Here is a 23018-nt window from a genome sequence, read left to right on the forward strand (position 1 = left end):
CGTGGGGCGGCTCGCTCTGCCCAGGGGCGACGCCCGGGGTCCCACGGGCCCCCCCGGGGATAGCCCCCGGTTGGTGAGTGAGAAACAGGGTTAGAACACTGTTTCTCACTCACGACGAGTCTTGGTCCTCGCAGCTCGCGCCGGCCGCGCAGGCTGGACCCGCGGCCGAGTCACCCCCTAAAGTTCGTCGTGCCCACGGTCCGTGCCGTGGTTCCGCCGTCGCACCTGGTCTTTCCCGTGAAGGAAGGCGTCCATGGACGGCAGGTTCACCCGGCGGCAGCTGATCAAGGGCACTCTGGCGGTTTCCCTCGTCCCCGCGATCCCGATCGAGCGCCGGTACCGCGTCGACGTTCCCACCCTCCCGTGGCCGGCCGCGAACGACATCGTCGCGGCCACCACGATCCCCGCGTTCCCGGACCGGAGCTTCCCGATCACCGGTTACGGCGCGAAGAACGACGGCAGGACCGACAACACCGCGGCGATCAAGAAGGCGATCGACGCCTGCGCCGCGGCCGGCGGCGGCCACGTGGTCGTTCCCGGCGGCACCTTCTTCACCGGCGCGATCCACCTCAAGAGCAACGTCGACCTGCACCTGGAAAAGGGTGCGGTGCTCAAGTTCGGCGGCGACGCCTCGAAGTTCCCGAACGTGCTGACGCGGTACGAAGGCATCGAATGCGTCAACCGGTCGCCGATGATCTACGCCAACGGGCAGAAGAACATCGGCCTCACCGGCAGCGGCACCCTCGACGCCGCCGCCACGTCGTCGTGGAACAAGGGCAGCGACCGCGCGTACCTGGAAACGCTGGTGGCCAAGGGAATCCCGCCGGAGAAGCGGGTCGTACCCGGCTCCGGGCACACCATGCGTTCGGCGTTCGTCGAGCCGTACGCCTGCGAGAACGTGCTGATCCAAGGCGTCACGCTGAAGAACTCCATGTTCTGGCAGCTGCACCCGACGCTGTGCCGCAACGTCACCGTCGACGGCGTCAGCACCGACCCCAGCACCGCTCACTCCAACACCGACGGCTGCGACCCCGAGTCGTGCGACCACGTCGTCGTCGCGAACTGCACCCTCGGCGCGCACGACGACAACATCGCGATCAAGTCCGGCCGCGACGCCGACGGGCGGCGGGTGAACGTCCCGTGCCAGAACCTCGTCGTCGTGAACTGCGTGATGAACGGCAACTGGGGCGCGATCACCTGCGGCAGCGAGCAGACCGGCGGGATCCGCAACGTCTACGCGTACCGGCTCACCGTGAAGGGTGACACGAAGTTTGCGCTCTACGTGAAGTCGAACACGCTGCGTGGCGGGTTCTCGGAGAACATCAACCTCGACAGCGTTTCGGGCACCTTCGCGCGGAACTTCGTGTTCGTGACGTCGACCTACAACAGCCAGGCCGGCGACCACGTCCCGTCCTTCGGGCCGTTCACGATCGGCAACTGTTCGAGCACGAAGATCGCAGGCAAGACGTTCGACGTCAGCGGGCTGCCGAACGCGCACGTGCACGGGTTCACCGTGGTGAACTCCACGTTTGAGGGAGTGTCCGACACCTCGAACACGCTGAAGTACGTGGACAACCCCAAGTTCAGCGATGTGACGGTGAACGGCGAGCCGATCTGAACCTGCGCGATCGGCGCGCTTGCGGCAGGCTTGCTACCAACGAGTAGGAAGCCTGCCGTCAGTCCTTTCCGGAGGTAGCCGTGGACGTTCCCGAAGTGCCATCGAAGGTCGATCCGGACGCGCTGACCACCGTCCTCGACGGCCGCTGGGCCGAGCTGCGCCGTGGGGTCCGCGCGCAGATGGCCGGCGCCGAGTTCCGGGACCCGGTGGACCTCGGCGTCGAAGCGCACCGCGCCCAGGTGCTCGACCAGCTGCGCGCGCTCGCCGAAACCGATCGGCCCGGCCTGGGTTTCGACCCGGCGTACGGCGGTGGTGGCGACGTCGGCGGCTCGGTGACGTCGTTCGAGCTGCTCGGCTACGGCGACCTGTCGCTGATGGTCAAGGCCGGTGTCCAATGGGGACTGTTCGGCGGCGCCGTCCAGCTGCTCGGCACCGAGCGCCACCACGCGCGGTACCTGCGCGAGATCATGGACCTCCGCCTGCTCGGCTGCTTCGCGATGACCGAGCACGGCCACGGTTCCGACGTCCAGCACCTGCGCACCACGGCGACCTTCACCGACGGCGGGTTCGTCGTCCACACACCGGATGCGATGGCGCAGAAGGAATACATCGGCAACGCGGCCCGCGACGGGCGGATGGCGGTGGTGTTCGCGCAGCTGGTCACCGGCGGGGAGTCCCGGGGCGTGCACGCGTTCATGGTGCCGATCCGGGACGAGTCGGGCGCGCCGATGCCGGGAGTGTCCATCGAGGACTGCGGTCCGAAGGCCGGCCTGAACGGCGTCGACAACGGACGGTTGAGCTTCGACAACGTCCGGGTGCCCCGCGAAGCGCTGCTGAACCGCTTCGGCGACGTCGCCGAGGACGGGACGTACTCGAGCCCGATCGAAAGCGACAGCCGCCGGTTCTTCACGATGCTGGGGACGCTGATCCGCGGCCGGGTGAGCGTCGGCGGCAGCGCGGGGAGCGCGACGAAGCGCGCGCTGGCCCTGGCGATCCGCTACGGCGAGCAACGTCGTCAGTTCCTGACGCCGGACGGCGACGAGGTCGTCATCCTCGACTACCTCGGCCACCAGCGGAAGCTGCTGCCGGCGCTGGCGAAGACGTACGCGTTGCACTTCGCGCAGGAAGAGCTGGTGTCGAAGCTGCACGACATCGACTCGTCGGCACCGGAGGAGGAGCAGCGCGAGCTGGAGTCGCGCGCGGCCGGCCTGAAGGCGCTGAACACGTGGCACGCGACGGCGACGATCCAGGCGGCACGCGAGGCGTGCGGCGGCGCGGGTTACCTCGCGGAGAACATCCTCCCGGGCCTGAAGGCCGACACGGACGTGTTCACGACGTTCGAAGGCGACAACACGGTGCTGCTGCAGCTGGTCGCGAAGGGCCTGCTGACCAGCTACAAGCAGGACTTCCAGGACCTTTCGCCGCTGGCCACGGCCCGGTTCTTCACCGACCAGGTGGTCAACACGTTGCTGGAGCGGACTTCGGTGCGCAAGGCGCTCGAGTCGCTCACCGAAGGGTCCGACGCGGACGTGTTCTTCCGCCGCGAGTGGCAGCTGAAGCTGTTCGAAGACCGCGAGGAGCACGTGGTCGAAGGAGTGGCGAAGCGCCTGCGCAAGGCGGCCGAGGACCCGTTCGGGGTGTTCAACGCGGCGCAGGACCACGTGCTGCGCGCGGGCCGCGTGCACATGGAGCGCCTGGTGCTGGAGGCGTTCGCCGCGGCGGTCGAGCGTTGCGAGGATCCGGACGCCCGATCACTGCTAGAGAGGGTGTGTGACCTCTACGCCCTATCGGCGATAGAGGAGGATTTGGCCTGGTTCCTGGGCCACGGCCGCTTGACGGCGTCGCGCGGCAAGGCCGTGACGGCGGCGGTGAACAGCTTGTGCGCCCAGCTGCGTCCCCACGCGCGGGCGCTGGTGGACGCGTTTGCCATCCCCGAGCAGTTCCTGGCGGCGCCGATGCTGCGGGCATGACGACGGGGGTGGCCGGTGTCGGGAACCGGCCACCCCCGCGCGTTCGTCAGGACCGGCGGTGCTTCTTGCCCTCGTCGTCGGTCACTTCGAACTGTTCCTTGCGGACCTTGCCGGAGACGGTCTGCTCGTCGGTCACGGTCTCCTTGCGCAGCCGAGCCCGTTCGACCGGCACGCTCTCCTTGCTCACCACGGGTTTCTCGGCGTGCAGGACGACGTCCTGTTCGGCCTCACCGATGTCGGCCCCGCGCTGCCCGTCCTTGATCGGCTCGCGTTCGATGCGCACCTCTTCGTGCCGCACGGGGACGGTGACCTGCTGCTCTTCGGTGACGACGTACTTGCGCAGCCGGACGTGCCCGGTCTCGACCTGTTCGGTGCCGACGTTCAGCCGTTCCTCGGACCGCGTCATCTCGTTCTTGTCGGACTTCCCCCGGGTCCCGGCGTCCATCCCGGCCCGGCCGCGGCCGCCCATGGCGGGATCCCGGCCCTGCGTCCGGTCACCCATCCGGCCGTCCGCCGAGGTACGCGGCATCGGCAGCCCGTAGTGCTGGTAGAGCTGGGTGCTTTCCTCGGGCGAGAGGTGCCCATCGGCATCGATGCGCGGCGCATCCGAAACGGCGTCCTTGTCGACCTGGACGTGCACGCCGTCCTTGTCGGTGTGCGCGCCGGAGAGGGGGACGAAGCTCTCCTTGGTGCCGAAGAGGCCGGTCTTGACGGTGATCCACTCCGGCTGGTGCGTGGCGTCGGCGAGGTAGACGTTGCCGACCTTCCCGAGCTTGTTCCCGGCCGGGTCGACCACGGCACTGTCGATGAGCTCCTGGGGCTGCATGGTCTTGGCCATCGCGGTGCTGCTCCTTTCGCGCGTCGGTGTCTGTAGAAGCCACCGTGGGACGCGCGGGTGATCACGGCAACCGTCGTGGTGTTCCCGTGGGTGACCCCGGAAAGTGGTGGTTTGAGACCCGTGTCCACTGGCAAGATCCGCCAGGTTTCACCAGGTCGGAAGGGGTGTGTAAGCGGTGATCGGGAAGGTGGGTGATGACGCGAAGGTGTGGATGTGACCGGCGCCACTTCCCCCGCTGTCACAAGGCCGTCGCGCACCTCGTCAAGGGTGTGACACCGACGAAGGGAAACGGTCATGGAACCCCGCTTCAACATGTTCGAGAACGAGGTCACGAGCAAGTTCTTCAAGCGCCTGATCGCAGCATCCCGCCCGATCGAGGAGTCCTCGCTCCCGAAGGCGACGCAGGAGCTGGTGAAGATCCGGGCAAGCCAGATCAACGGCTGCGGAATGTGCCTGGACATGCACACGAAGGACGCGGCGGCGGCAGGAGAAACGGCGGTCCGCCTGGCAATGGTGGCGGCCTGGCGCGAAGCGGTGGTGTTCACGGAGGCCGAGCGAGCGGCCCTGGCGCTGGCGGAGGAGGGAACGCGCCTGGCGGACAACCACGCGGGGGTGAGCGACGAGACGTGGGAGCAGGTGCAAAAGCACTACGACGAGGAGCAGATCGGCGCACTGGTGTGCTTGGTGGCCGAGATCAACACGTGGAACAGGCTGAACGTGATCGCCCGCAACCCGGCGGGTGAGTACCAGCCGGGAATGTTCGGCTGACAAAGGAAAACAGGCAGCCGACAGAGCAAGCGCGGGAGCCAGCAGCCAACCGGCACCCGACACGGCAAAAGGCGGGGGCCAGCGAGCAGGCCGGCACCCGACAGCGAAAAGTGCGGGAGCCAGCAGCCGAACAGACAGTCGGCAGCGGAAAGCAAGCACCCAGCATCCAGACCCGCCCCTGCATCCCGATCCCAAGCCAGAACACGGCCGGCAGCACCGGGTCAAGACACGCTTTCCCGTCTTGACGCGGTACTGCCGGCCGTAGTCACAATAAAGAGATCGGGATGAAGGGGCATGCCAACCTACGCGTACATCGCCAACCAAATGGCAATGTAATGCGAAGCAGCCGCCAAAACAGTACAGACGTGAAAGTATTCATGATACCCAAAGGTATCCGGAAAATGGTTAGGCCACTTGACGGCATAAAAAACAGCACCAACCGTATAGAACAACCCGCCCACACAAAGCAAAACCAGCGCCGCAACCCCAGCGTGAGCCAACAACTCAGGGAAGACGAAAACCGCAACCCAACCCAAAGCGATGTAGATCGGAACCCCAACCCACCGCGGAGCATGAGGCCAAAGCATCTTGAGCCCAACCCCAAGAACGGCCCCACCCCAAACGATCGAAAGGATCACGTACCCCGTAGGCTGAGACATAGCCAAAAGAGTAAACGGCGTATAAGTCCCCGCGATGAAGAGAAAAATCATCGAGTGGTCAGCACGCTTCATCCACTTGTAAGCCCGAGGACCCCAAAACCGCCGGTGGTACAGAGCACTGACCCCGAAGAGTCCTAGAATCGTCAGCCCATAGACCGAAGTGGACAAAGCGGCCAAAGGCGACACAGTGGTGGCGGCCAAACTGACCAGCGCCCCCACCGCGGCCAAAGCGCCGAAGAACGTCCAAAAGTGGATGTGGCCCCGCAGCCGAGGGCGGAGGTCCACAACGGGCTCGGGTGGTTCCGTCGTCAGGCTCACCACTCCAGGTTACGGGACCGTAGGTTCCCCGGCAGCGGTCAAGTCACGCGCCTCACACCGAGTGCGTAGGCTTCCTCGACGTGAGCGTGCGTTCCTTCTTGTCCGACGTCGTCTACAGCGTCTACGGCCGGCGCCTCATCCAGCAGGCCGCCGGCCGGCATCCCCGGCACATCGCCATCATGCTCGACGGCAACCGCCGTTGGGCCCGTGAAGCGGGCTTCACGGACGTTTCGGACGGCCACCGCGCCGGCGCGAAGAAGATCGCGGACTTCCTGAGCTGGTGTCAGGAGGCCGAAGTCGAGGTCGTCACCATGTGGCTGCTCTCGACCGACAACCTCAACCGCGACCCGGACGAGCTCACGCCGCTGCTGAAGATCATCACCGGCGTCACCGACGAGCTTTCCGCGCCCGGCAAGACCTGGCAGCTGCGGATCGTCGGCGCGCTCGACCTGTTACCCAGCGACGTCGCCAAGCGACTCAGCGAAGCCGCCGCGCGCACCGAGGGGCGGACCGGGATGGAGGTCAACGTCGCGGTCGGTTACGGCGGGCGCCAGGAAATCGCGGACGCCGTGCGCAAGCTGCTGCTCCAGCACGCCGACGAGGGCCGCACGATCCAGGAACTCGCGAAGATCCTCGACGTCGACCACATCTCGGAGCACCTCTACACGTCCGGGCAGCCGGATCCGGACCTCATCATCCGAACTTCGGGTGAACAACGGCTTTCCGGTTTTCTGCTCTGGCAGTCCGCGCATTCGGAATTCTGGTTCACCGAAGCGTATTGGCCGGCATTCCGCCGCGTCGACTTCCTGCGCGCGATGCGCGACTACGCCTGGCGCCACCGCCGCTTCGGTTCCTGACGCTTCGCCGAAACGCCGAAGGGCCCCGGAGCGGACTCCGGGGCCCTTCGGCGGCCACACTCAGTGGTGGTGGTGCTCCAGCGAGTGGAGGATCAGCGCCGGGGTGGTGGCGATGCCCGTGTAGGCACCCGCGACCAGGGAGGCCGCACCGTAGCCCAGAGCGCCGCCGCCCTCGATGAACGTGGCGTAGGCATCGCCGAACGTCGGGTCCGGGGTGCCCGTCGTGTCGCCCGTCGCGGCGAACGCGGTGCTGCCGATCATCATGAGGCCCGCAGCGGTGGCCGCGACGAAACCAGCCTTCTTCAGCACTTCGCACACTCCTAGGTAGAACTGTTGGGAATGGGGCACCGGGGGTCCGGTGGTGTGTCCCGCAGTGAGAAAATTACCTGTCGATCAGACGTTTCGTCCGGCATGTACGCCCATTGTGTGAGCCGGTAGCAGGCGCTTTCACCCGGACCGGTTCACTCTTGGCAGCGCGAAATGCGCCACGCAACCGAACGTGGTAAAAGGCCGTCAGCCGATCTTGTGAATACGACGGGTCAGTAATTCGGTCAAGATCATTCCGGCGGGTGTGCATCGATCGAGCGGTTGATGACGCAGGGTCACGGTCACGAGGCGTCGATGTCGGGCGACCGACAGTGAGGTGACGATCTGGCGAATCACCGTGTTGGCTCCCTGCGCGATCCGGCATTCGTAGGTACCTTCCGAGGTGAGGGCACGCGTTCCGTGCGGGTCCTCGCGGGAGGCCCTGGTCGTGACGGTGATCGAGGGGGCGGCGCAGCCGCCCACGAGACGCACGAGGGGGCCGGCACCCGGCCCTCGTGGCCGCGCCGCCTGACCCACCGGTCAGGAGGAGTGGTCCAGCCAGGGAGGTGCCCGGCCCAGCGAGTGCGGGCGTGAGGTGCACACGCCCTCGAGGGAGATGCCGTCGTGACTGCGCAGCGTTTGCCCCGTAAGGCCTCTGGCCGCTCTTCGACCGGTGCCGTTCCTGGCCCGGAGAAAGCCTCGACCTCGCCCGAATCCCAGCAGCACATGTACGTGCTCGACACGTCGGTCCTCCTGTCGGACCCCTGGGCGGTCACTCGGTTCGCCGAGCACGCTGTCGTGCTTCCGCTGGTCGTCATCAGTGAACTGGAGGCGAAGCGCCACCACCCGGAGCTCGGCTGGTTCGCCAGGGAATCCCTGCGCATGCTCGACGACCTGCGCCGGCAGTACGGCAGGCTCGACGCGCCGCTCCCCATCGGGGACCACGGCGGCACGCTGCAGGTGGAGCTGAACCACTCGGACCCGTCGGTGCTCCCGTCCGGGTTCCGGACCGACTCCAACGACCACCGCATCCTCGCCTGTGCGCTCAACCTGGCGGCGGAGAACGCGGCGGTCACGCTGGTGACGAAGGACATCCCGCTGCGGGTCAAGGCCGGGGCCGTCGGTCTCGAGGCGGACGAGTACCGCGCGCAGGAGGTGACGCCGTCCGGCTGGACCGGCATGGCGGACGTCGACGTCCAGCAGGAAGTGCTGGACGCGCTGTTCGGCGGCAGCACCGTCGACCCCGTCGAGTGGGGCATGGACGAGCTCGCCGAGCTGCCCTGCCACACCGGGCTGCGGCTGCTCGCGGGCAGCTCCAGCGCACTGGGGCGGATCACGGCGGACAAGCGCATCCGGCTGGTGCGGGGCGACCGCGAAGCGTTCGGCCTGCACGGCCGCAGCGCCGAGCAGCGCGTCGCGCTCGACCTGCTGCTCGACTCCGACGTCGGCATCGTGTCGCTGGGCGGCCGGGCCGGCACCGGCAAGTCGGCGCTCGCCCTCTGCGCCGGCCTCGAGGCGGTGATGGAACGCCGTCAGCACCGCAAGGTCGTGGTGTTCCGGCCGGTCTACGCGGTCGGCGGCCAGGACCTCGGCTACCTGCCCGGGTCCGAGAGCGAGAAGATGCAGCCGTGGGCGCAGGCGGTGTTCGACACCCTCGGCGCGCTGGTCAGCCAGGAGGTCCTCGACGAGGTCTTCGACCGCGGCATGCTCGAGGTGCTCCCGCTGACCCACATCCGCGGCCGCTCGCTGCACGACACGTTCGTCATCGTCGACGAGGCGCAGTCACTGGAACGGAACGTCCTGCTCACGGTGCTTTCGCGGCTCGGCACGGCGTCGCGGGTGGTGCTCACGCACGACGTCGCCCAGCGCGACAACCTGCGCGTCGGCCGCCACGACGGCGTCTCGGCGGTGATCGAGAAGCTGAAGGGCCACCCGCTGTTCGCGCACGTGACCCTGACGCGCTCGGAGCGTTCGCCGATCGCCGCCCTGGTCACCGAGATGCTGGAGGACCACGGCTGACGGACTCCGGGAGCGGCGTGCGAGCGCCGCTCCCGGCTCGTCACCAGCCCGAGGGGAGCGGGCGGCCCTCGGCGAATCCCGCTGCCGACTGGACGCCCAGCAGCGCGCGCTCGTGGAACTCCTCCAGGGTGCGCGCGCCCGCGTAGGTGCAAGAAGAACGGACGCCGGAGCCGATCGAGTCCAGCAGGTCCTCGACGCCCGGGCGCTGCGGGTCGAGCGCCATCCGCGACGACGAGATGCCCTCCTCGAACAGCGCCTTGCGGGCGCGGTCGAAGACGTTGTCCGTCCGCGTCCGCGCGCCCACCGCGCGCTTCGACGCCATCCCGAACGACTCCTTGTACGGCCGGCCCTGCTCGTCGAACCGCAGGTCACCGGGCGATTCGTACGTCCCGGCAAACCACGAGCCGACCATCGCAGCGGACGCACCCGCGGCCAGCGCCAGCGCGACGTCCCGCGGGTGGCGGACCCCGCCGTCGGCCCAGACGTGCTTGCCCAGCTCGCGCGCGGCGGCCGCGCAGTCGGCGACCGCGGAGAACTGCGGGCGGCCCACGCCGGTCATCATCCGGGTCGTGCACATCGCGCCCGGCCCGACACCGACCTTGACGACGTCGGCGCCGGCCTGGATCAGGTCGCGCGTGCCCTCGGCGGTGACGACGTTCCCGGCGACCACCGGGACCTGCGGCGACACCGACCGGACGGCCTTCAGCGCGGCGATCATCTTCTCCTGGTGGCCGTGCGCGGTGTCGACGACCAGCACGTCGACGCCCGAGTTCAAGACGGCTTCGGCCTTCGCCGCGACATCGCCGTTGACGCCGATCGCGGCCGCGACGCGCAGCTTGCCCGCGTCGTCGACGGCCGGGGTGTAGATGTCCGCGCGCAGCGCGCCGACGGCGGTCAGCACGCCCGCGAGGCGGCCCTCGGCGTCCAGGCCCAGCGCCAGGCTCGCGCCGTGGCTGGTCAGGAGTTCGAAGACCTCGCGCGACGGCGTGGTCAGCGGCACCGCGACGGTCGCGGGCTGCGCGACGTCGGCGAGGCGCGCGAAGCGGTCGACGCCCGCGCAGGCCGCTTCGTCGACGATGCCGACCGGGCGGCCTTCGCCGTCGACGACCACGACGGCACCGTGAGCGCGCTTGTGAACCAGGTTGAGCGCGTCGGCGACGGCGTCACCGCCGGTCAGCACCAGCGGGGTGTCCCACACGGTGTGCCGGCTCTTCACCCAGCCGACGATCTCCGCGACGGCTTCGGTGTCGACGTCTTGGGGTAGCACGACGAGCCCACCGCGGCGGGCGACGGTCTCGGCCATCCGCCGTCCGGCGACCGCGGTCATGTTGGCGACGACGATCGGGATGGTGGCGCCGGTGCCGTCCGCGGTGGCGAGGTCGACGTCGAAGCGGGACTCCACGTCCGAACGGTTCGGCAGCAGGAACACGTCGTCGTAGGTCAGGTCGTGGGCGGGCCGGTGGCCGTCGAGGAAACGCACGAGTCACCAGACTACCCGGCGGGCCCGTGGCAGGATCTGGTGGCATGAGCCGCCGCGACCGGGACACCGAAGGACGCGCACGCAACGCACGGCCGCGAGACGGTCTCGGCCGCCCGCTGCCGTACGGCGCCGACGGTGTCGAGCGCCAGCCCGAAGGCATCGAGAGAACCCCGGCGCAAACGCTTGCGGAGGCCCAGCGCCTGCTGGACGACGGCAAGCCGTTCCACGCGCACGAGGTCTTCGAGGACGCGTGGAAGACCACGGACGATCCTTCCCGCGAGCTGTGGCGCGGTTTGGCCCAGCTGGCGGTCGGGCTGACACACGCGGCGCGCGGCAACAACGTGGGCGCGGTGTCGCTGCTGGAACGCGGGGCGGCGAACATCGAGCCGTTCCGGAGCGAGCCGCCGCACGGGATCGACGTCGCGGGGTTGCAGCAATGGGCGCGCTCGCTGGCCGAAGAGGCGAAGCAGCGGGTGCGGGTTTCGCCGAGCGCGCCCCGGCTGACGTGCTGACGGCGGTCGGGGCCGCGGGCATCGCCGCGGTCGCGTCGCTGGTCGGCGTGACGCTGGGCGCGCTGCTCGAACCGCTGAAGCTCAATGCGGCCCGGCGCGCGAAGCTGCGGCAGGACCGCGCCGACCGCTGCGCCGGCCTGATCGAGGCCGCGACGCGGGCGCGCAAGCACATCATCGACATCAACGTGATCCACCGCCGCCGGGAGCTCGCCGAGGAACTCGAGACCGACGCGCAGCGCGAGATCGAGTTCGACGACGCCTACTACACGGCCCGCACGGACATGCGCGCGTTCTACGGGCTGCTCGTGATGAGCGGGCCGGACGAGCTGGTCGAGCAGGCGAACCTGCTCCGCAAGAAGGAGATGGAACTCCACCACACCCGGTGGGAACTCGACACCGACGGGAAGTTCGACCGGAGGTTCCTGCCCGTGCCGGTCCGGGAAGCCAGTGCCGCGTTCGACCGGGCGATCGAGGAGTTCGCCCTCGTCGCCCGGAAGCACACCTCCTGAGCGGCACTTTCACGTGAAAGTGCCGCCTTTTTCCTAAGCCGCGTCCCAGCCGCTGGACGCCGTCTTCTCCGCGCCCAGTGTGGTGCCTTCGCCGTGGCCCGTGTGGACCTTCGTCGCCTCGGGCAGCGTGAACAGCTTCTCGCGGATGGACTTCACGATCGTCGGGTAGTCCGAATAGGACCGTCCGGTGGCGCCCGGGCCGCCGTGGAACAGCGTGTCGCCCGTGAACACCACACCCAGCTTCTCCGCGTACAGGCACACCGCACCCGGCGCGTGCCCCGGGGTGTGGATCACCTTCAGCGCCGTGCCCGCGATCGTGATCGTCTGGCCGTCCTTCAGCTCGCCGTCCGGCGCGCGGTCCGGGTGGGTCTGGTCCCAGAGGACGCGGTCGTCCGGGTGCAGCAGGATCGGCGCGCCGGTGGCCTCCGCGAGTTCCGGGGCGGCGTTGACGTGGTCGTTGTGCGCGTGGGTGCAGACGATCGCGGCCAGTTTGCGGTCGCCGACGACGTTTTCGATCGCCTTCGCGTCGTGGGCCGCGTCGATCACGATCACCGTCGTGTCGTCGCCCAGGATCCACACGTTGTTGTCGACGTCCCAGCTTCCGCCGTCGAGCTGGAAGGTTCCGGACGTCACCAGGTTCTGCACGATCGCCGTCATGGGGGCGACCCTAACGGTCATTCGACGGGTAGATGACATACCGTCGGTATGCTACCGTCGCGGCACCTTACTTCGAGTAAGTTCGAGATGTGACGCGATGACGCTCCTGGCCGAACCGCTGAAGCTGCGCTGCGGCGCCGTGCTGCCGAACCGCCTGGCCAAGTCGGCACTGAGCGAGCAACTCGGCGACCGGCGCAACGCCCCGACGCGCGAGCTGCACGAGCTGTACCGCACCTGGGCCCGCGGCGGCGCCGGGACGCTGGTCACGGGCAACGTCATGGTCGACCCGGCCGCGCTCGGCGAGCCGCGCAACGTTACGGCGACCGCGGACCCGGCCGGCTTCCGCGCCTGGGCCCGCGCGGTCGAGGGCACCGATACGCGGCTGTGGGTCCAGCTCAACCATCCTGGCCGCCAGAGCCCGCGGTACCTCTCGCGCGAGCCGGTGGCGCCGTCCGCCGTGCCCTTCGGCAACCGCGGCATCCGCACCGCCTTCGCCGCTCCGCGCGCGCTGACCGGTGAAGAGATCGAAGCGATCGTCGAACGCTTCGCCGTCGCGGCACGGACGTTCGTCGACGCGGGCTTCCACGGCGTCCAGATCCACGGCGCCCACGGCTACCTCGTGTCCCAGTTCCTCTCGCCGCTGACGAACCTGCGCACGGACGCCTGGGGCGGCGACGCGGTGCGCCGGCGACGGTTCCTGCTGGAGGTGGTGCGGCGGGTGCGGTCGGCCGTGGGCAACGACGTCCCGGTGGCGGTGAAGCTGAACAGCGCCGACTTCCAGCGCGGCGGCTTCACCGAGGAGGAGTCCCTGGAGGTCGTGCGCGAGCTCGGCGAAACCGGCGTCGACCTGCTGGAAGTGTCCGGTGGCACGTACGAGAAGGCCGCGATGATGGGCTCCGGCCGCGCGAGCACGCAGGCGCGCGAAGCGTACTTCCTGGACTACGCGGCGAAGGCGCGTTCGGTGTCCGACGTGGCGTTGATGGTCACCGGCGGCTTCGCGACCCGTGACGGGATGGAGGAGGCCCTGCGCTCGGGCGCGCTGGACGTCGTCGGGCTGGGACGGCCGTTGATCGTCGACCCGGGATTGCCGGCGCGGCTGCTCGACGGTGAAGACGTCCGCGCGGAACGGCGCTGCCCGAAGACCGGCGTCCGGCTGGCCGACAGCCTGCTGGAGATCCAGTGGCACACCCGCCAGATGCACCGGATCGCGGCGGGCAAGCCGGTCGACCGCCGCGGCGCGCTGCCGACGCTGGTCCAGGCCGGGCTGAGCGACGGGCTCAACGCGTTCCGCCGGGTGCGGGCGTGAGCCGGCGGTCGTAGAGGAACGCGCCGGCGGCGAGCGCGGTGAAGAACAGCCCGATGAAGACGCAGTTGAGCGCGACCTGGCCGTAGCCGAGCGCGCCGGCGTCGACGAACGGGTAGGGGTAGAAGCCGGTGAGCGCGCCGCGCGGCAGGGTGAAGGCGAGCCAGGCGAGCGGGTAGAGCAGCGACCACCCGACGGCCGGCCAGGTCAGCACGCCCCGCGGCGCGGCGAGGAGCCAGCCGAGCACGAACAGGATCGGCGTCACCTTGTGCAGCATGGTGTCGGAGAAGAGCGAGAGGCCGTGCAGCTCGTACAGGCCGGCGAGGGCGACCTGGTAGACGATGCCGGTCACGATGATGCCGACGAGCGCGTCCAGCATGAGCACGGTGAACAACTTGCCGCGGGCTCGTCCGAACGCGACCAGTGCCGAGGTGACGGCGACGAGCAGGTTCGAGTCGATGGTGAAGAAGGAGAGCAGGTTCGCGACCCGGCCGCCCGGGTCGCTCGCGGTGGCGACGACCTGACTGACGAGCCCGGCCAGCGCGACCACGGCGGTGACCGCGAACCAGGCGCGGGTGAGCATCTCGCTGCGCATCCGCGGAGCTTAACTCCACAGTGGACGGCCGGCCCGGTATCGCTCGACCGGGGTGGCTCGGCCAAGTCCGGCGGCGGTGCCCCGGTGCCAGGCGGCACCGGGGCACCCGAAAGAACTCAAGCCGCGGTGAGGGCGTCCCGGAGGGTGGTGAACGCCTCGTACTCCTCTTTCTGGTCAACCGGCAGCTGGTAGCTGGCGGCGAGCAGCTTCGGCACGGAGGGGATGATGCTCAGCCGGAAGGTCTGGCCGTCCGTTGTCTTGATGACGAAGCGGCCCTGCAGGTCGCGCTTCTTGACCGAGGCCCGGTTCGCGTCCGTGATCGTCAGCGGGGTGCCCGCAGTGATCGTGCCGTTCTTTTCGTCGAGCGGGACGACGACGAGGTCGGTCTGGCCCGGCCGGAAACCCACCGCGAAATTGCTGACGGTGGTCGTGCGGAAAACGATGAAGTTCTTTTGCTTGATTTCCGCGGCGTACACCTTCGTGTAGCTCGTCCCGTCGGCGACGGCCGCGTCGAAAGCGGCGTGGATCGCCGCTTTCATCTGTTCCTTGCTTGCCACTTGTACTCCTCCATGACCGCTCGGGGAGGTGAGCGGGGCTTCCGAGGAGCAGCATCGTAGCGGCGACGCGCCCGCCGTTCTGTGGGGAAAATTCTCGACATGATCACGCGTCGAACAAACCGAACTGCGCCGTTTCCGGTTAATTGCCAGCGAAGCGCTTTCAGCTCCCTTCCGAACGGTCGCCGTGCAGCAGGCCGCGGACCGTGTCGATCGTGTCCGCCTCCGCCGGGTCCTTGTCCGGGCGGTAGCGGACGACCCGCGCGAACCGCAACGCGAGCCCGCCCGGGTAGCGCGTCGAAACCTGGGCGCTGTCCAGCTCGATCTCGACCACCACCTCCGGCCGGACGTACACCGTCCAGTCGTCGCGGTGGGTCTCGATCTCCTGGAACGTCCTCGTCTGCCACGCCAGCAGCTCGTCGGTCATGCCCTTGAACGTCTTGCCCACCATGATCGGCGGGCCGCCGTCCGGATCGCGGGCGCCCAGGTGCAGGTTGGACAGCTTGCCCGTGCGCCGGCCGTGCCCCCACTCCGCCGCGAGCACCACGAGGTCGATCGTGTGCACCGGCTTGACTTTCAGCCACGCCCGCCCGCGCCGCCCCGCCGCGTACGGCGACGCCAGGTCCTTGACCATCACCCCTTCGTGCCCGGCCTCCATCGCCGCCTCCAGCACCGCGGCCGCCCCCGAAACGCCCACCTCGCCGGGGATCACGTGCGCCCCGGCGACCTTGCGCAGCGCCGCGTTGCGTTCGGACAGCGGTGCGTCCAGCAGGTCAACGCCGTCGAGGTGCAGGCAGTCGAAGAAGTACGGCCGCAGCAGCAGCGCCTTGACCTGCTCCTCGCGCGTGCTGCCGAACCGGCTCATCGTGTCCTGGAACGGCCGCGGCCGTCCCGCGTCGGTCAGCGCCAGGGTCTCGCCGTCCAGCACCACCGACTCGCACGGCAGCGCCCGCACGAGTTCGACCAGCTCCTGGACGCTCCCGGTGATCTCGCGCAGCGTCCGCGTCCAGACGTGCACCTCGTCGCCCTGGCGGTGCACCTGGATCCGCGCACCGTCCATCTTGTACTCGACGATCGCCTCGGCGTGCTCGGCCACGGCCTCGTCGAGCGACTCCGCCGGCGACGCCAGCATCGGCTTGATCGGCGTGCCCAGCGTGAGCCGGAACTCCGCCAGCGCCGCCTGGCCGCCGGTCATCGCCGCGACCCCGGTGACGCCCAGCTTCCCGGACAGCATGAACGCCCGCCGCACGTCCTCGGCGGGCACCTCGGCCGCCGCCGCGACGGCGTCGACCATCACGCCTTCCAGCGCCCCCTGCCGCAGCTCCCCGGTGACCAGCCGGAACAGGAACTGCTGCTCGTCCTTCGTGAGCCGCTCGAACAACGCGCGCAGGACCTCCTGCCGCCGCGTCGCGGAGCCCGTACCCGCCGCGACGCCGGCCGCCGCGGTGAGCGCGGTGTCCACCTCGGCCACCGTGACGACGGGGTCCGGCACCGAACCGGCGCCCAGCCCGGCCAGGGTGCGCCAGCCCGCACCCAGCCGGTCCTGCGCCGTCTGCCCGGTCAGGTACGCGATCACCACGGGCAGCTCGCCGACCTCGGCGGCGCGCAGCACTTCGGCCAGGAGGGCGATCTTCGCCTTCCTGGACCTCGTTGCCGCCAGCTCGGCGGACGCCCGGACCAACTCGCTCAGCAACACCCGGACATCATGACCCGGACCACCGACAATTTCAGAACGTCTAGATGTCCGGCCTGGTGCAGAGGGGGTCGAGCAGCCCGTCCTTGGCGACGCAGGGCGTGTACCCGGCGTCCTGCAGCTCGGCCCGCGCGGTCGGGCTCGCCAGGTAGTCGAGGAACAGCTTCAGCACGCTCCCGTTCGACGGCACGCCCTTCGTGTACAGGTACTCGACGGTCCAGAACCGGTACCCGGCGTCGACGGTCGTGACGTCGGGGTAGTGGCCGTCGAGCTGCACGATCGTCACCTGCTGGTCGCGAGCGGCCGCTGCCTTGGCCGCCGGGACGTCGGCGTACCCGATCGCGCCCGGCACCCCGGCGACCTCGGTGAGCACCTCGGCGGTCGTGCCGCGCTCGCAGCGCGTGGTCGCGGCGGCCGGGTCGCGCTCCGGCTTGCGGCACGAGTCCGACGTCAGCCGGTCCTCCGCGCCGCCGAGCACCTTCTGCTCGAACGTCTTGCGCGTGCCCGACTCCTGCCCGCGCCCGACGATCCCGATCGGCACCGACGGGCCCGGCCGCAGCTGGTCCCAGTTGCGCACGCGGCCGCTGAAGATGTCCTTGACCTGCTGGGTCGTCAGCTTGTCGACGCCGGCCGCGCGGTTGACGACCAGGCTGTACACGACCACCGCGACGGCCTTCGCCTCCAGGTCGGCGCCCGCTTCGCCGGACCGCCCGTCGGAGAGCACCGCCAGCTCGTCCTTGCCCGCCGCGTCGACCGGGGCGAGTGCGCGGACGCCGGTGACGCTGCCGGTCGCGCGGGTCGTGATGGCCGCGCCGTCGCACTGGCCGTGGTACTCGGCGGCGATGCTGCCGATGATCGGCACGAACGCGCTCGACCCCTCGACCGACAGCTTCCCGGTGGCGCACTGCGCGGATTCGCTTGGCCGCGACCACGAGACGAGCAGCGTCGCCAGCAGCGCGCCGGTCAGCAGCACGCCGACCGCCGTCGTGATGACCGGCCAGCCGAACCGGCGCTGCTTGCGGTCGTCCTTGATCCGGCCGGCGGCGAGCCGCGCGTGGTGGTCGATCTCCTTGCTGATCTCGCCGTCGTGGCCGTCGGACTCGCGCAGCACGACGACCAGCTTGAACTTCTCCTTGCGCTTCAGCGAAAGCCGCGCGAACCGGACGCCGTGCCACTCCGGCGCTTCGGGCGGTGCCTCAGCGGTGAGCCCGGCGAACCGCTTCGGCAGCAGCGCGCGCACGCGGGACAGCTTCACGCCTTCGACCGGCCGTTGCGGGGTGTCGCGCGTGAAGAACTCGAGGCCGTCGCGGACGTGCTGGCGCAGGCCGTCGTCGGTCGCGTCGGACACGCGCGCGTCCCAGACGATCCGGCTGCCGAAGGTGAACGACAGCGGGATTTCGAAGTCGCCCGGCGCGATGTCGAACCCGCCGGTGTTGTGGACGCGGATGACGACGATGCTCATCCGGTCGAGCAGCCGCGCGACCTGTTCCAGCTGCGGGGCCGCCTGCGCGGAGCCGTTTTCGCCGTCGTGCAGGTCGATCGGGGAGAGGCCGATCTTCGAGTTGTAGAGGACGCGGAACGTCATCCGCCGCCGCCGGATGAAGTAGCGGTCGATGAACGGCGCGGCGATCGCGACCAGCGCGGCGATGCCCAGGACGAGGCTGCCGGAGTCCGAGCTCAGGATTTCGGCGAGGGACTGCATGGTCGCGCCGACACCCACCGTGCTGCTCCTAACCCCCGGATCCCCAGGTCAAGCAGCCTAGGCAGGCCTCACCCGGCGTGGGGTTGCGACGACCGAGTGTTCACCGGCCGTTCATCGGCGGCGATCCAGCTGGCCAGCAGGCCGAGTGCGCGTTCGGTCTCCGACCCCGGTTCGGCGTGGTAGACGACCATGCCCTGGTCGGGGTCCTGGGGCAGCCGCAGCGTCTCGTAGCGCAGCCGCAGCTCGCCGACGACGGGGTTCATCAGCACCTTCCACCCCTGTGCCTTCTCCAGCACGGCATGCTCGGCCCACAGCTTCCGGAACTGCTCGCTGGCCAGCGAAAGCTCGCCGATCAGCTGCGTGAACCGCGGGTCGCCGGGGTGCCGCCCGCTTTCCGCGCGCAGGTTCGCGACGAGCTCGCGGCACACGGCGTCGTACTCCGGGTGCAGGTCCTTCGCACGTTCGTCGGTGAAGATCAGCTTCGGCATGTTGCGTTCTTCGAGGTCGGCGAAGGCGAACGCGACCGCGCCGCCGAGAGCGTTCCACGCCAGCACGTCCAGGTACCGCCCGAAGACGAAGGCGGGCGCCTGGATGGCGTCGAGCAGCTGCTGCAGCTCGGGCCGGACCCGTTGCGGCGCGCGCTCGTCCCGGCGCTTCGGCGCGGCGAGGTTGCGCAGGTAGGACTCCTCGCCGGCGTTGAGGCGCAGCGCGCGGGCCAGCGCGTCGAGGACCGCGTCCGAGACGTTCTTCGCGCGGCCCTGCTCGAGCCGCGTGTAGTAGTCGACGCTGATGCCGGACAGCTGCGCCAGCTCTTCGCGGCGCAGGCCCTTGACCCGCCGCTGCGTGATCCCGGGCGGCAGGCCCAGGTCGGCGGGGTCCAGGGCGGCGCGGCGCGCCTTCAGGAAGGCGCCCAGCTCGGCTGCGTCACTCATGCCCCCAGTATCCCCCGCCTGGTACTGGCAGACCCAGGTTGAGCGTGACCTGGTCCGGCCGCCGCCCCACTCGCAAGGTGGTGGCATGGAACGACGAATTCTGGGCGGTACGGGCATCTCGGTCAGCGAGTACGCGTTCGGCGCGATGATGCTGGGCAAGTGGGGCAACCCCGATCACGAAGAGGGCGTCCGGATGCTGCACACGGCGCTCGACGCCGGCGTGAACTTCTGGGACACCGCGGACATGTACTCCGATGGCGAGAACGAGCAGATCGTCGGCAAGGCATTGAAGGGCCGCCGCGACGAGGTCGTGCTGGCCACCAAGGGCTTCTTCCCGATGGGAGCCGATCCCAACCAGGGCGGTCTGTCCCGGCGTTGGCTGACCCGCGCGCTGGACGACAGCCTGCGCCGCCTCGACACCGACTACATCGACCTCTACCAGGTCCACCGGCCCGACCCGACCACCGACATCGAGGAAACGCTTTCGGCGCTCACGGACTTCGTGCGCGCCGGCAAGGTCCGCGCGATCGGGTCGTCGGACTTCCCGGCCGAGCAGATCGTGGAAGCCCAGTGGGTGGCCGAAAAGCGCGGCCTGGCCCGGTTCCGCGCCGAGCAGCCGCCGTACTCGATCTTCAACCGGGCGATCGAGACCGCCGTGCTGCCGACCGCGCGGAAGTACGGCATGGGCGTGCTGACGTGGAGCCCGCTCGCCAGCGGCTGGCTGTCCGGCAAGTACGTGAAGCCGTCCGATGTGGACCTTTCCGAAGGCCGCCGGACGTTGCAGCTCCACAAGTTCGACCCGGCGCTGCCGGAGAACGCCGTCAAGTTCGAGGCGATCGCGCGGCTGAAGAAGATCGCCGACGACCTCGGCCGGCCCATGACGCACCTCGCGACGGCGTTCGTCCGGGCGCACCCGGGCGTGACGTCGGCGATCATCGGCCCGCGGACCCCGCAGCAGCTCGATGACCTGCTGGCAGGCGCGGACCTCGTACTGGACGACGACGTGCTCGACCGGATCGACGAGATCGTGCCGCCGGGCACGGACCTGAACCCGGCCGAGAAGGACTACACCCCGCCGGCGCTGGCGGACAAGCGCTTGCGCCGGCGGTGAGCTACTTGCCGCCGCGGGCCATGCGGAGGACGTCGAGGGCCTCGTCGAGCTGCTCCTCCGTGAGCTTCCCGTCGCGGACGTACCCGCGCTCGATGACGACCTCGCGGATCGTCTTCAGCTCCTTGAGCGCCTGCTTCGCGACCGCGGCGGCCTCTTCGTAGCCGATGTACTTGTTCAACGGCGTCACGATCGACGGCGAACCCTCGGCGTAGGTGCGCGTGCGCTCGGTGTTGATCGTGATGCCCGCGAACACCTTGTCCGCCAGCAGCCGCGAAACCGCGGCGAGCAGGCGGGCCGACTCGAGGACGTTCCGCGCGATCACCGGCAGGTTGACGTTGAGCTGGAAGTTGCCGGCGGCACCGGCGAAGGCGACGGCCGCGTCGTTGCCGATCACCTGCGCGACGACCTGCAGCGTCGCCTCCGGGATCACCGGGTTCACCTTGCCCGGCATGATCGACGAGCCCGGCTGCAGGTCCGGCAGCGCCAGCTCGGCGAGGCCGGTGCGCGGGCCGGAACCCAGCCAGCGCAGGTCGTTCGCGATCTTGTTGAGCGACACGGCGACCGTGCGCAGGTGCCCGGACGTCTCGACGACGCTGTCCTGGGTCGCCTGCGCCTCGAAGTGGTCGCGGGCCTCGGTCAGCGGCAGGCCGGTCACGGTGGCCAGCTCCGCGGCGACCGACGTGCCGAAGCCGTCCGGCGCGTTGAGGCCCGACCCGACCGCGGTGCCACCGATCGGCAGCTCGCCCAGCCGCGGCAGGCCCGACTTCAGCCGTTCGACGCCGAACCGGATCTGCGACGCCCACGCGCCGGCCTCCTGGCCGAGCGTGATCGGCACGGCGTCCATCAGGTGCGTGCGCCCGGACTTCACGACGTCGGCCCACTCCGCGGCGCGCACCTCGATGGCGCCGGCCAGGTACTCGAGCGCGGGGATGACGTCCTTGGTGACCGCTTCGGTGGCGGCGACGTGGATGGTCGTCGGGAAGGTGTCGTTCGACGACTGCGACGCGTTGACGTGGTCGTTCGGGTGGACGTCCTTGCCGAGGGCGCGGCTCGCGAGCGTCGCGATGACCTCGTTGGCGTTCATGTTCGACGACGTTCCGGAGCCGGTCTGGAAGACGTCGATGGGGAAGTGCGCGTCGTGGGCGCCCTCGGCGACCTCGTCGGCGGCGGCCGCGATGGCGTTCGCGACGTCGGCGTCGAGCACGCCCAGCTTGAGGTTCACCCGCGCGGCGGCCGCCTTGAGCAGGCCGAGCGCGCGGATCTGGGCGCGCTCCAGGCCCCGGCCGGAGATGGGGAAGTTCTCGACGGCCCGCTGGGTCTGGGCGCGGTAGAGCGCGGCGGCCGGCACGCGGACCTCGCCCATGGTGTCGTGTTCGATCCGGTATTCCTCGTCAGCCATACCCCGATTCTGGCCCTCTTCGGCGGCGCGCGCGTGGTGGCGTTGCGCACCCCGCGTGTCTTTGTATACATTGGATACCGTGAAGTCGGTCTACGACGACGCGCGCGGCCTGATTGTGCTCGGCACCTACCCGGCGGGGCGGGCGGTGACCGAGCAGGCGCTGTGCGATCGGCTCGGCGTCAGCCGGACGCCGGTGCGGGAGGCCTTGCGCCGGTTGGAAAGCGACGGCCTGGTCGAGCCCGCCCGCCGCGGTGTGACGGTCGTCGAGCTGGACCCGAAAGCCCTGCAGGACGCCTACCTCGTCCGCGCCGCGCTGGAAGCGCTGACCGCCGAACTGACGGCGACCCGCCAGCTCTCCGGAGAACTCGCGCCGGCCGATCTCGCGCGCCTGAAGGACCTCGCGGCCGAAGCCGACCGCGCGACCCGAAGCGGCGATCTCACCGAAGGTGTCCGGCGCAACCGTGCGTTCCACGGGCACATCGCGCGGCTCGCCGACAACCCTCCCGCGGCCGAGGCTCTCGCGCGGTTGTGGGACCGGATCGTCGTCTCCACCCGCGCATCGCTGGCCGCGCCCGCCCGGACCGGCCAAGTCGACGACGAGCACCGGCGCCTGGTCGCGGCCATCGCCGACGGGCGGCCCGAAGACGCTGCCGCGCTCGCCCGGCAGCACGTCTTGACGACGATGTCCGCGCTGGAAGGAACCGGAAAGTGAGCCGGGAACACCGCTACGAAGTCACGGTCCGCTGGACCGGCGAAACCACGAGCTACCGCGGTTACTCCCGCGACCACGACGTCGAGGCGGCGGGCAAGCCGACGCTGGCGGGGACCGCCGACCCCGCGTTCCTGGGCACGGCCGACCGCTGGAACCCGGAAGACCTGCTGGTCGCGTCCCTGTCCGAATGCCACATGCTTACGTTCCTGTCGCTGTGCGCCCGGGCCGGCGTGGTGGTGACCGGGTACGTCGACAACGCGAGTGGCGTCATGCGGGAAGACGGCGCCCACGGCGGCCGCTTCACCGAAGTCGTCCTGCGCCCGGAGGTGACGGTGGCGGAGGAGGGCATGCGCGAGAAGGCGGCCGCGCTGCACCACGACGCCCACGACCAGTGCTTCATCGCTAACTCCGTCAACTTCCCGGTGCGGCACGAGCCCGTCGCGCGGTAGGCCGCCGATCGTGTACGCGGCTGTACACCACACCTACTCGCTGGTAGGTTACGGCGA

At 69.6% G+C, this 23018-nt stretch carries 23 protein-coding genes; 11 read left to right on the forward strand and 12 right to left on the reverse strand.

All coding sequences use genetic code 11. The annotated features are described in order from the left end of the window. Positions 1-253 precede the first annotated feature (253 nt). The gene (locus ACIQWX_RS12230) at positions 254-1618 is read left to right on the forward strand and encodes a glycoside hydrolase family 28 protein (protein WP_400868621.1); all 1365 of its coding nucleotides are present in this window, start codon (positions 254-256) and stop codon (positions 1616-1618) included. An 80-nt stretch (positions 1619-1698) separates the two neighbouring features. Further along, the gene (locus ACIQWX_RS12235; RefSeq protein WP_400868623.1) at positions 1699-3588 is read left to right on the forward strand and encodes an acyl-CoA dehydrogenase; all 1890 of its coding nucleotides are present in this window, start codon (positions 1699-1701) and stop codon (positions 3586-3588) included. A gap of 46 nt (positions 3589-3634) precedes the next feature. On the opposite strand, the gene ACIQWX_RS12240 is transcribed toward ACIQWX_RS12235, so the two are convergent. Further along, positions 3635-4426, reverse strand: coding sequence for a DUF2382 domain-containing protein (locus tag ACIQWX_RS12240; RefSeq protein WP_400868625.1), 792 nt, complete (start codon positions 4424-4426; stop codon positions 3635-3637). Between the two features lie 294 nt (positions 4427-4720). Here ACIQWX_RS12240 and ACIQWX_RS12245 point away from each other — a divergent pair, with 294 nt between their 5' ends. Beyond that, on the forward strand, positions 4721-5194 hold the full coding sequence (locus tag ACIQWX_RS12245; protein WP_400868627.1) for a carboxymuconolactone decarboxylase family protein: 474 nt from the start codon (positions 4721-4723) through the stop codon (positions 5192-5194). A gap of 302 nt (positions 5195-5496) precedes the next feature. On the opposite strand, the gene ACIQWX_RS12250 is transcribed toward ACIQWX_RS12245, so the two are convergent. Then, positions 5497-6138, reverse strand: a complete 642-nt coding sequence (locus ACIQWX_RS12250) for a hemolysin III family protein (RefSeq protein ID WP_400869564.1) — start codon at positions 6136-6138, stop codon at positions 5497-5499. A gap of 113 nt (positions 6139-6251) precedes the next feature. On the opposite strand from ACIQWX_RS12250, the gene ACIQWX_RS12255 reads away from it, so the two are divergent. Next, positions 6252-7028, forward strand: a complete 777-nt coding sequence (locus tag ACIQWX_RS12255; protein ID WP_400868629.1) for an isoprenyl transferase — start codon at positions 6252-6254, stop codon at positions 7026-7028. 60 nt (positions 7029-7088) lie between these two features. Here the strand turns inward: ACIQWX_RS12255 and ACIQWX_RS12260 are convergent, their stop codons facing one another. Together ACIQWX_RS12260 and ACIQWX_RS12265 are read right to left on the reverse strand one after the other, a co-directional pair. Continuing rightward, a complete protein-coding gene (locus tag ACIQWX_RS12260; RefSeq protein ID WP_086683841.1) occupies positions 7089-7337 on the reverse strand; it encodes a hypothetical protein in 249 nt (82 codons plus the stop codon). 204 nt (positions 7338-7541) lie between these two features. After that, complete coding sequence (locus ACIQWX_RS12265; RefSeq protein WP_400868632.1) at positions 7542-7826, reverse strand: hypothetical protein; 285 nt, start codon at positions 7824-7826, stop codon at positions 7542-7544. Positions 7827-8060: 234 nt separating this feature from the next. Here ACIQWX_RS12265 and ACIQWX_RS12270 point away from each other — a divergent pair, with 234 nt between their 5' ends. Then, positions 8061-9353 carry a PhoH family protein gene (locus tag ACIQWX_RS12270; RefSeq protein ID WP_400868634.1) on the forward strand — a complete coding sequence of 431 codons (1293 nt, stop codon included), beginning with the start codon at positions 8061-8063 and terminating at the stop codon, positions 9351-9353. A 40-nt stretch (positions 9354-9393) separates the two neighbouring features. On the opposite strand, the gene ACIQWX_RS12275 is transcribed toward ACIQWX_RS12270, so the two are convergent. Continuing rightward, positions 9394-10833, reverse strand: a complete 1440-nt coding sequence (locus ACIQWX_RS12275; protein ID WP_400868636.1) for a GuaB1 family IMP dehydrogenase-related protein — start codon at positions 10831-10833, stop codon at positions 9394-9396. A gap of 44 nt (positions 10834-10877) precedes the next feature. Between ACIQWX_RS12275 and ACIQWX_RS12280 the strand changes: the two genes are divergently transcribed. Then, on the forward strand, positions 10878-11345 hold the full coding sequence (locus ACIQWX_RS12280; RefSeq protein ID WP_400868638.1) for a DUF309 domain-containing protein: 468 nt from the start codon (positions 10878-10880) through the stop codon (positions 11343-11345). Continuing rightward, on the forward strand, positions 11339-11854 hold the full coding sequence (locus ACIQWX_RS12285; RefSeq protein ID WP_400868640.1) for a hypothetical protein: 516 nt from the start codon (positions 11339-11341) through the stop codon (positions 11852-11854). The genes ACIQWX_RS12280 and ACIQWX_RS12285 overlap by 7 nt, the downstream gene beginning before the upstream one ends. A gap of 33 nt (positions 11855-11887) precedes the next feature. Here the strand turns inward: ACIQWX_RS12285 and ACIQWX_RS12290 are convergent, their stop codons facing one another. Next, positions 11888-12511 (reverse strand): MBL fold metallo-hydrolase, encoded by a 624-nt coding sequence (locus ACIQWX_RS12290; RefSeq protein WP_400868642.1) that lies wholly within the window; start codon positions 12509-12511, stop codon positions 11888-11890. A 97-nt stretch (positions 12512-12608) separates the two neighbouring features. Between ACIQWX_RS12290 and ACIQWX_RS12295 the strand changes: the two genes are divergently transcribed. Then, complete coding sequence (locus tag ACIQWX_RS12295; protein ID WP_400868644.1) at positions 12609-13817, forward strand: NADH:flavin oxidoreductase/NADH oxidase family protein; 1209 nt, start codon at positions 12609-12611, stop codon at positions 13815-13817. Here ACIQWX_RS12295 and ACIQWX_RS12300 read toward each other — a convergent pair. The 5 genes from ACIQWX_RS12300 to ACIQWX_RS12320 form a co-directional block, all read right to left on the reverse strand. Further along, positions 13789-14409 carry a Pr6Pr family membrane protein gene (locus ACIQWX_RS12300; RefSeq protein ID WP_400868646.1) on the reverse strand — a complete coding sequence of 207 codons (621 nt, stop codon included), beginning with the start codon at positions 14407-14409 and terminating at the stop codon, positions 13789-13791. The genes ACIQWX_RS12295 and ACIQWX_RS12300 overlap by 29 nt on opposite strands. A 116-nt stretch (positions 14410-14525) precedes the next feature. Beyond that, positions 14526-14966 (reverse strand): hypothetical protein, encoded by a 441-nt coding sequence (locus ACIQWX_RS12305; protein WP_400868648.1) that lies wholly within the window; start codon positions 14964-14966, stop codon positions 14526-14528. Positions 14967-15126: 160 nt separating this feature from the next. Beyond that, positions 15127-16659, reverse strand: coding sequence for an ATP-dependent DNA ligase (locus tag ACIQWX_RS12310; protein ID WP_400868650.1), 1533 nt, complete (start codon positions 16657-16659; stop codon positions 15127-15129). 40 nt (positions 16660-16699) lie between these two features. Then, positions 16700-18376, reverse strand: a complete 1677-nt coding sequence (locus tag ACIQWX_RS12315; RefSeq protein ID WP_400868651.1) for a PstS family phosphate ABC transporter substrate-binding protein — start codon at positions 18374-18376, stop codon at positions 16700-16702. 50 nt (positions 18377-18426) lie between these two features. Next, the gene (locus ACIQWX_RS12320; protein WP_400868653.1) at positions 18427-19290 is read right to left on the reverse strand and encodes a helix-turn-helix domain-containing protein; all 864 of its coding nucleotides are present in this window, start codon (positions 19288-19290) and stop codon (positions 18427-18429) included. 85 nt (positions 19291-19375) lie between these two features. Here ACIQWX_RS12320 and ACIQWX_RS12325 point away from each other — a divergent pair, with 85 nt between their 5' ends. After that, on the forward strand, positions 19376-20401 hold the full coding sequence (locus ACIQWX_RS12325) for an aldo/keto reductase (protein WP_400868655.1): 1026 nt from the start codon (positions 19376-19378) through the stop codon (positions 20399-20401). Between the two features lies 1 nt (position 20402). Here the strand turns inward: ACIQWX_RS12325 and ACIQWX_RS12330 are convergent, their stop codons facing one another. Then, positions 20403-21800: a class II fumarate hydratase gene (locus ACIQWX_RS12330; protein ID WP_400868657.1), complete on the reverse strand. Its 1398-nt coding sequence runs from the start codon at positions 21798-21800 to the stop codon at positions 20403-20405. Between the two features lie 79 nt (positions 21801-21879). Here ACIQWX_RS12330 and ACIQWX_RS12335 point away from each other — a divergent pair, with 79 nt between their 5' ends. Together ACIQWX_RS12335 and ACIQWX_RS12340 are read left to right on the forward strand one after the other, a co-directional pair. Further along, positions 21880-22512 carry a GntR family transcriptional regulator gene (locus ACIQWX_RS12335; protein WP_400868659.1) on the forward strand — a complete coding sequence of 211 codons (633 nt, stop codon included), beginning with the start codon at positions 21880-21882 and terminating at the stop codon, positions 22510-22512. After that, positions 22509-22961 (forward strand): OsmC family protein, encoded by a 453-nt coding sequence (locus ACIQWX_RS12340; protein WP_400868661.1) that lies wholly within the window; start codon positions 22509-22511, stop codon positions 22959-22961. Before ACIQWX_RS12335 ends, ACIQWX_RS12340 begins: the two co-directional genes overlap by 4 nt. Positions 22962-23018: the final 57 nt, after the last annotated feature.

Origin of the sequence: Amycolatopsis sp. NPDC098790 (assembly GCF_044759945.1) — a bacterium.
Taxonomy (GTDB): Bacteria; Actinomycetota; Actinomycetes; order Mycobacteriales; family Pseudonocardiaceae; genus Amycolatopsis.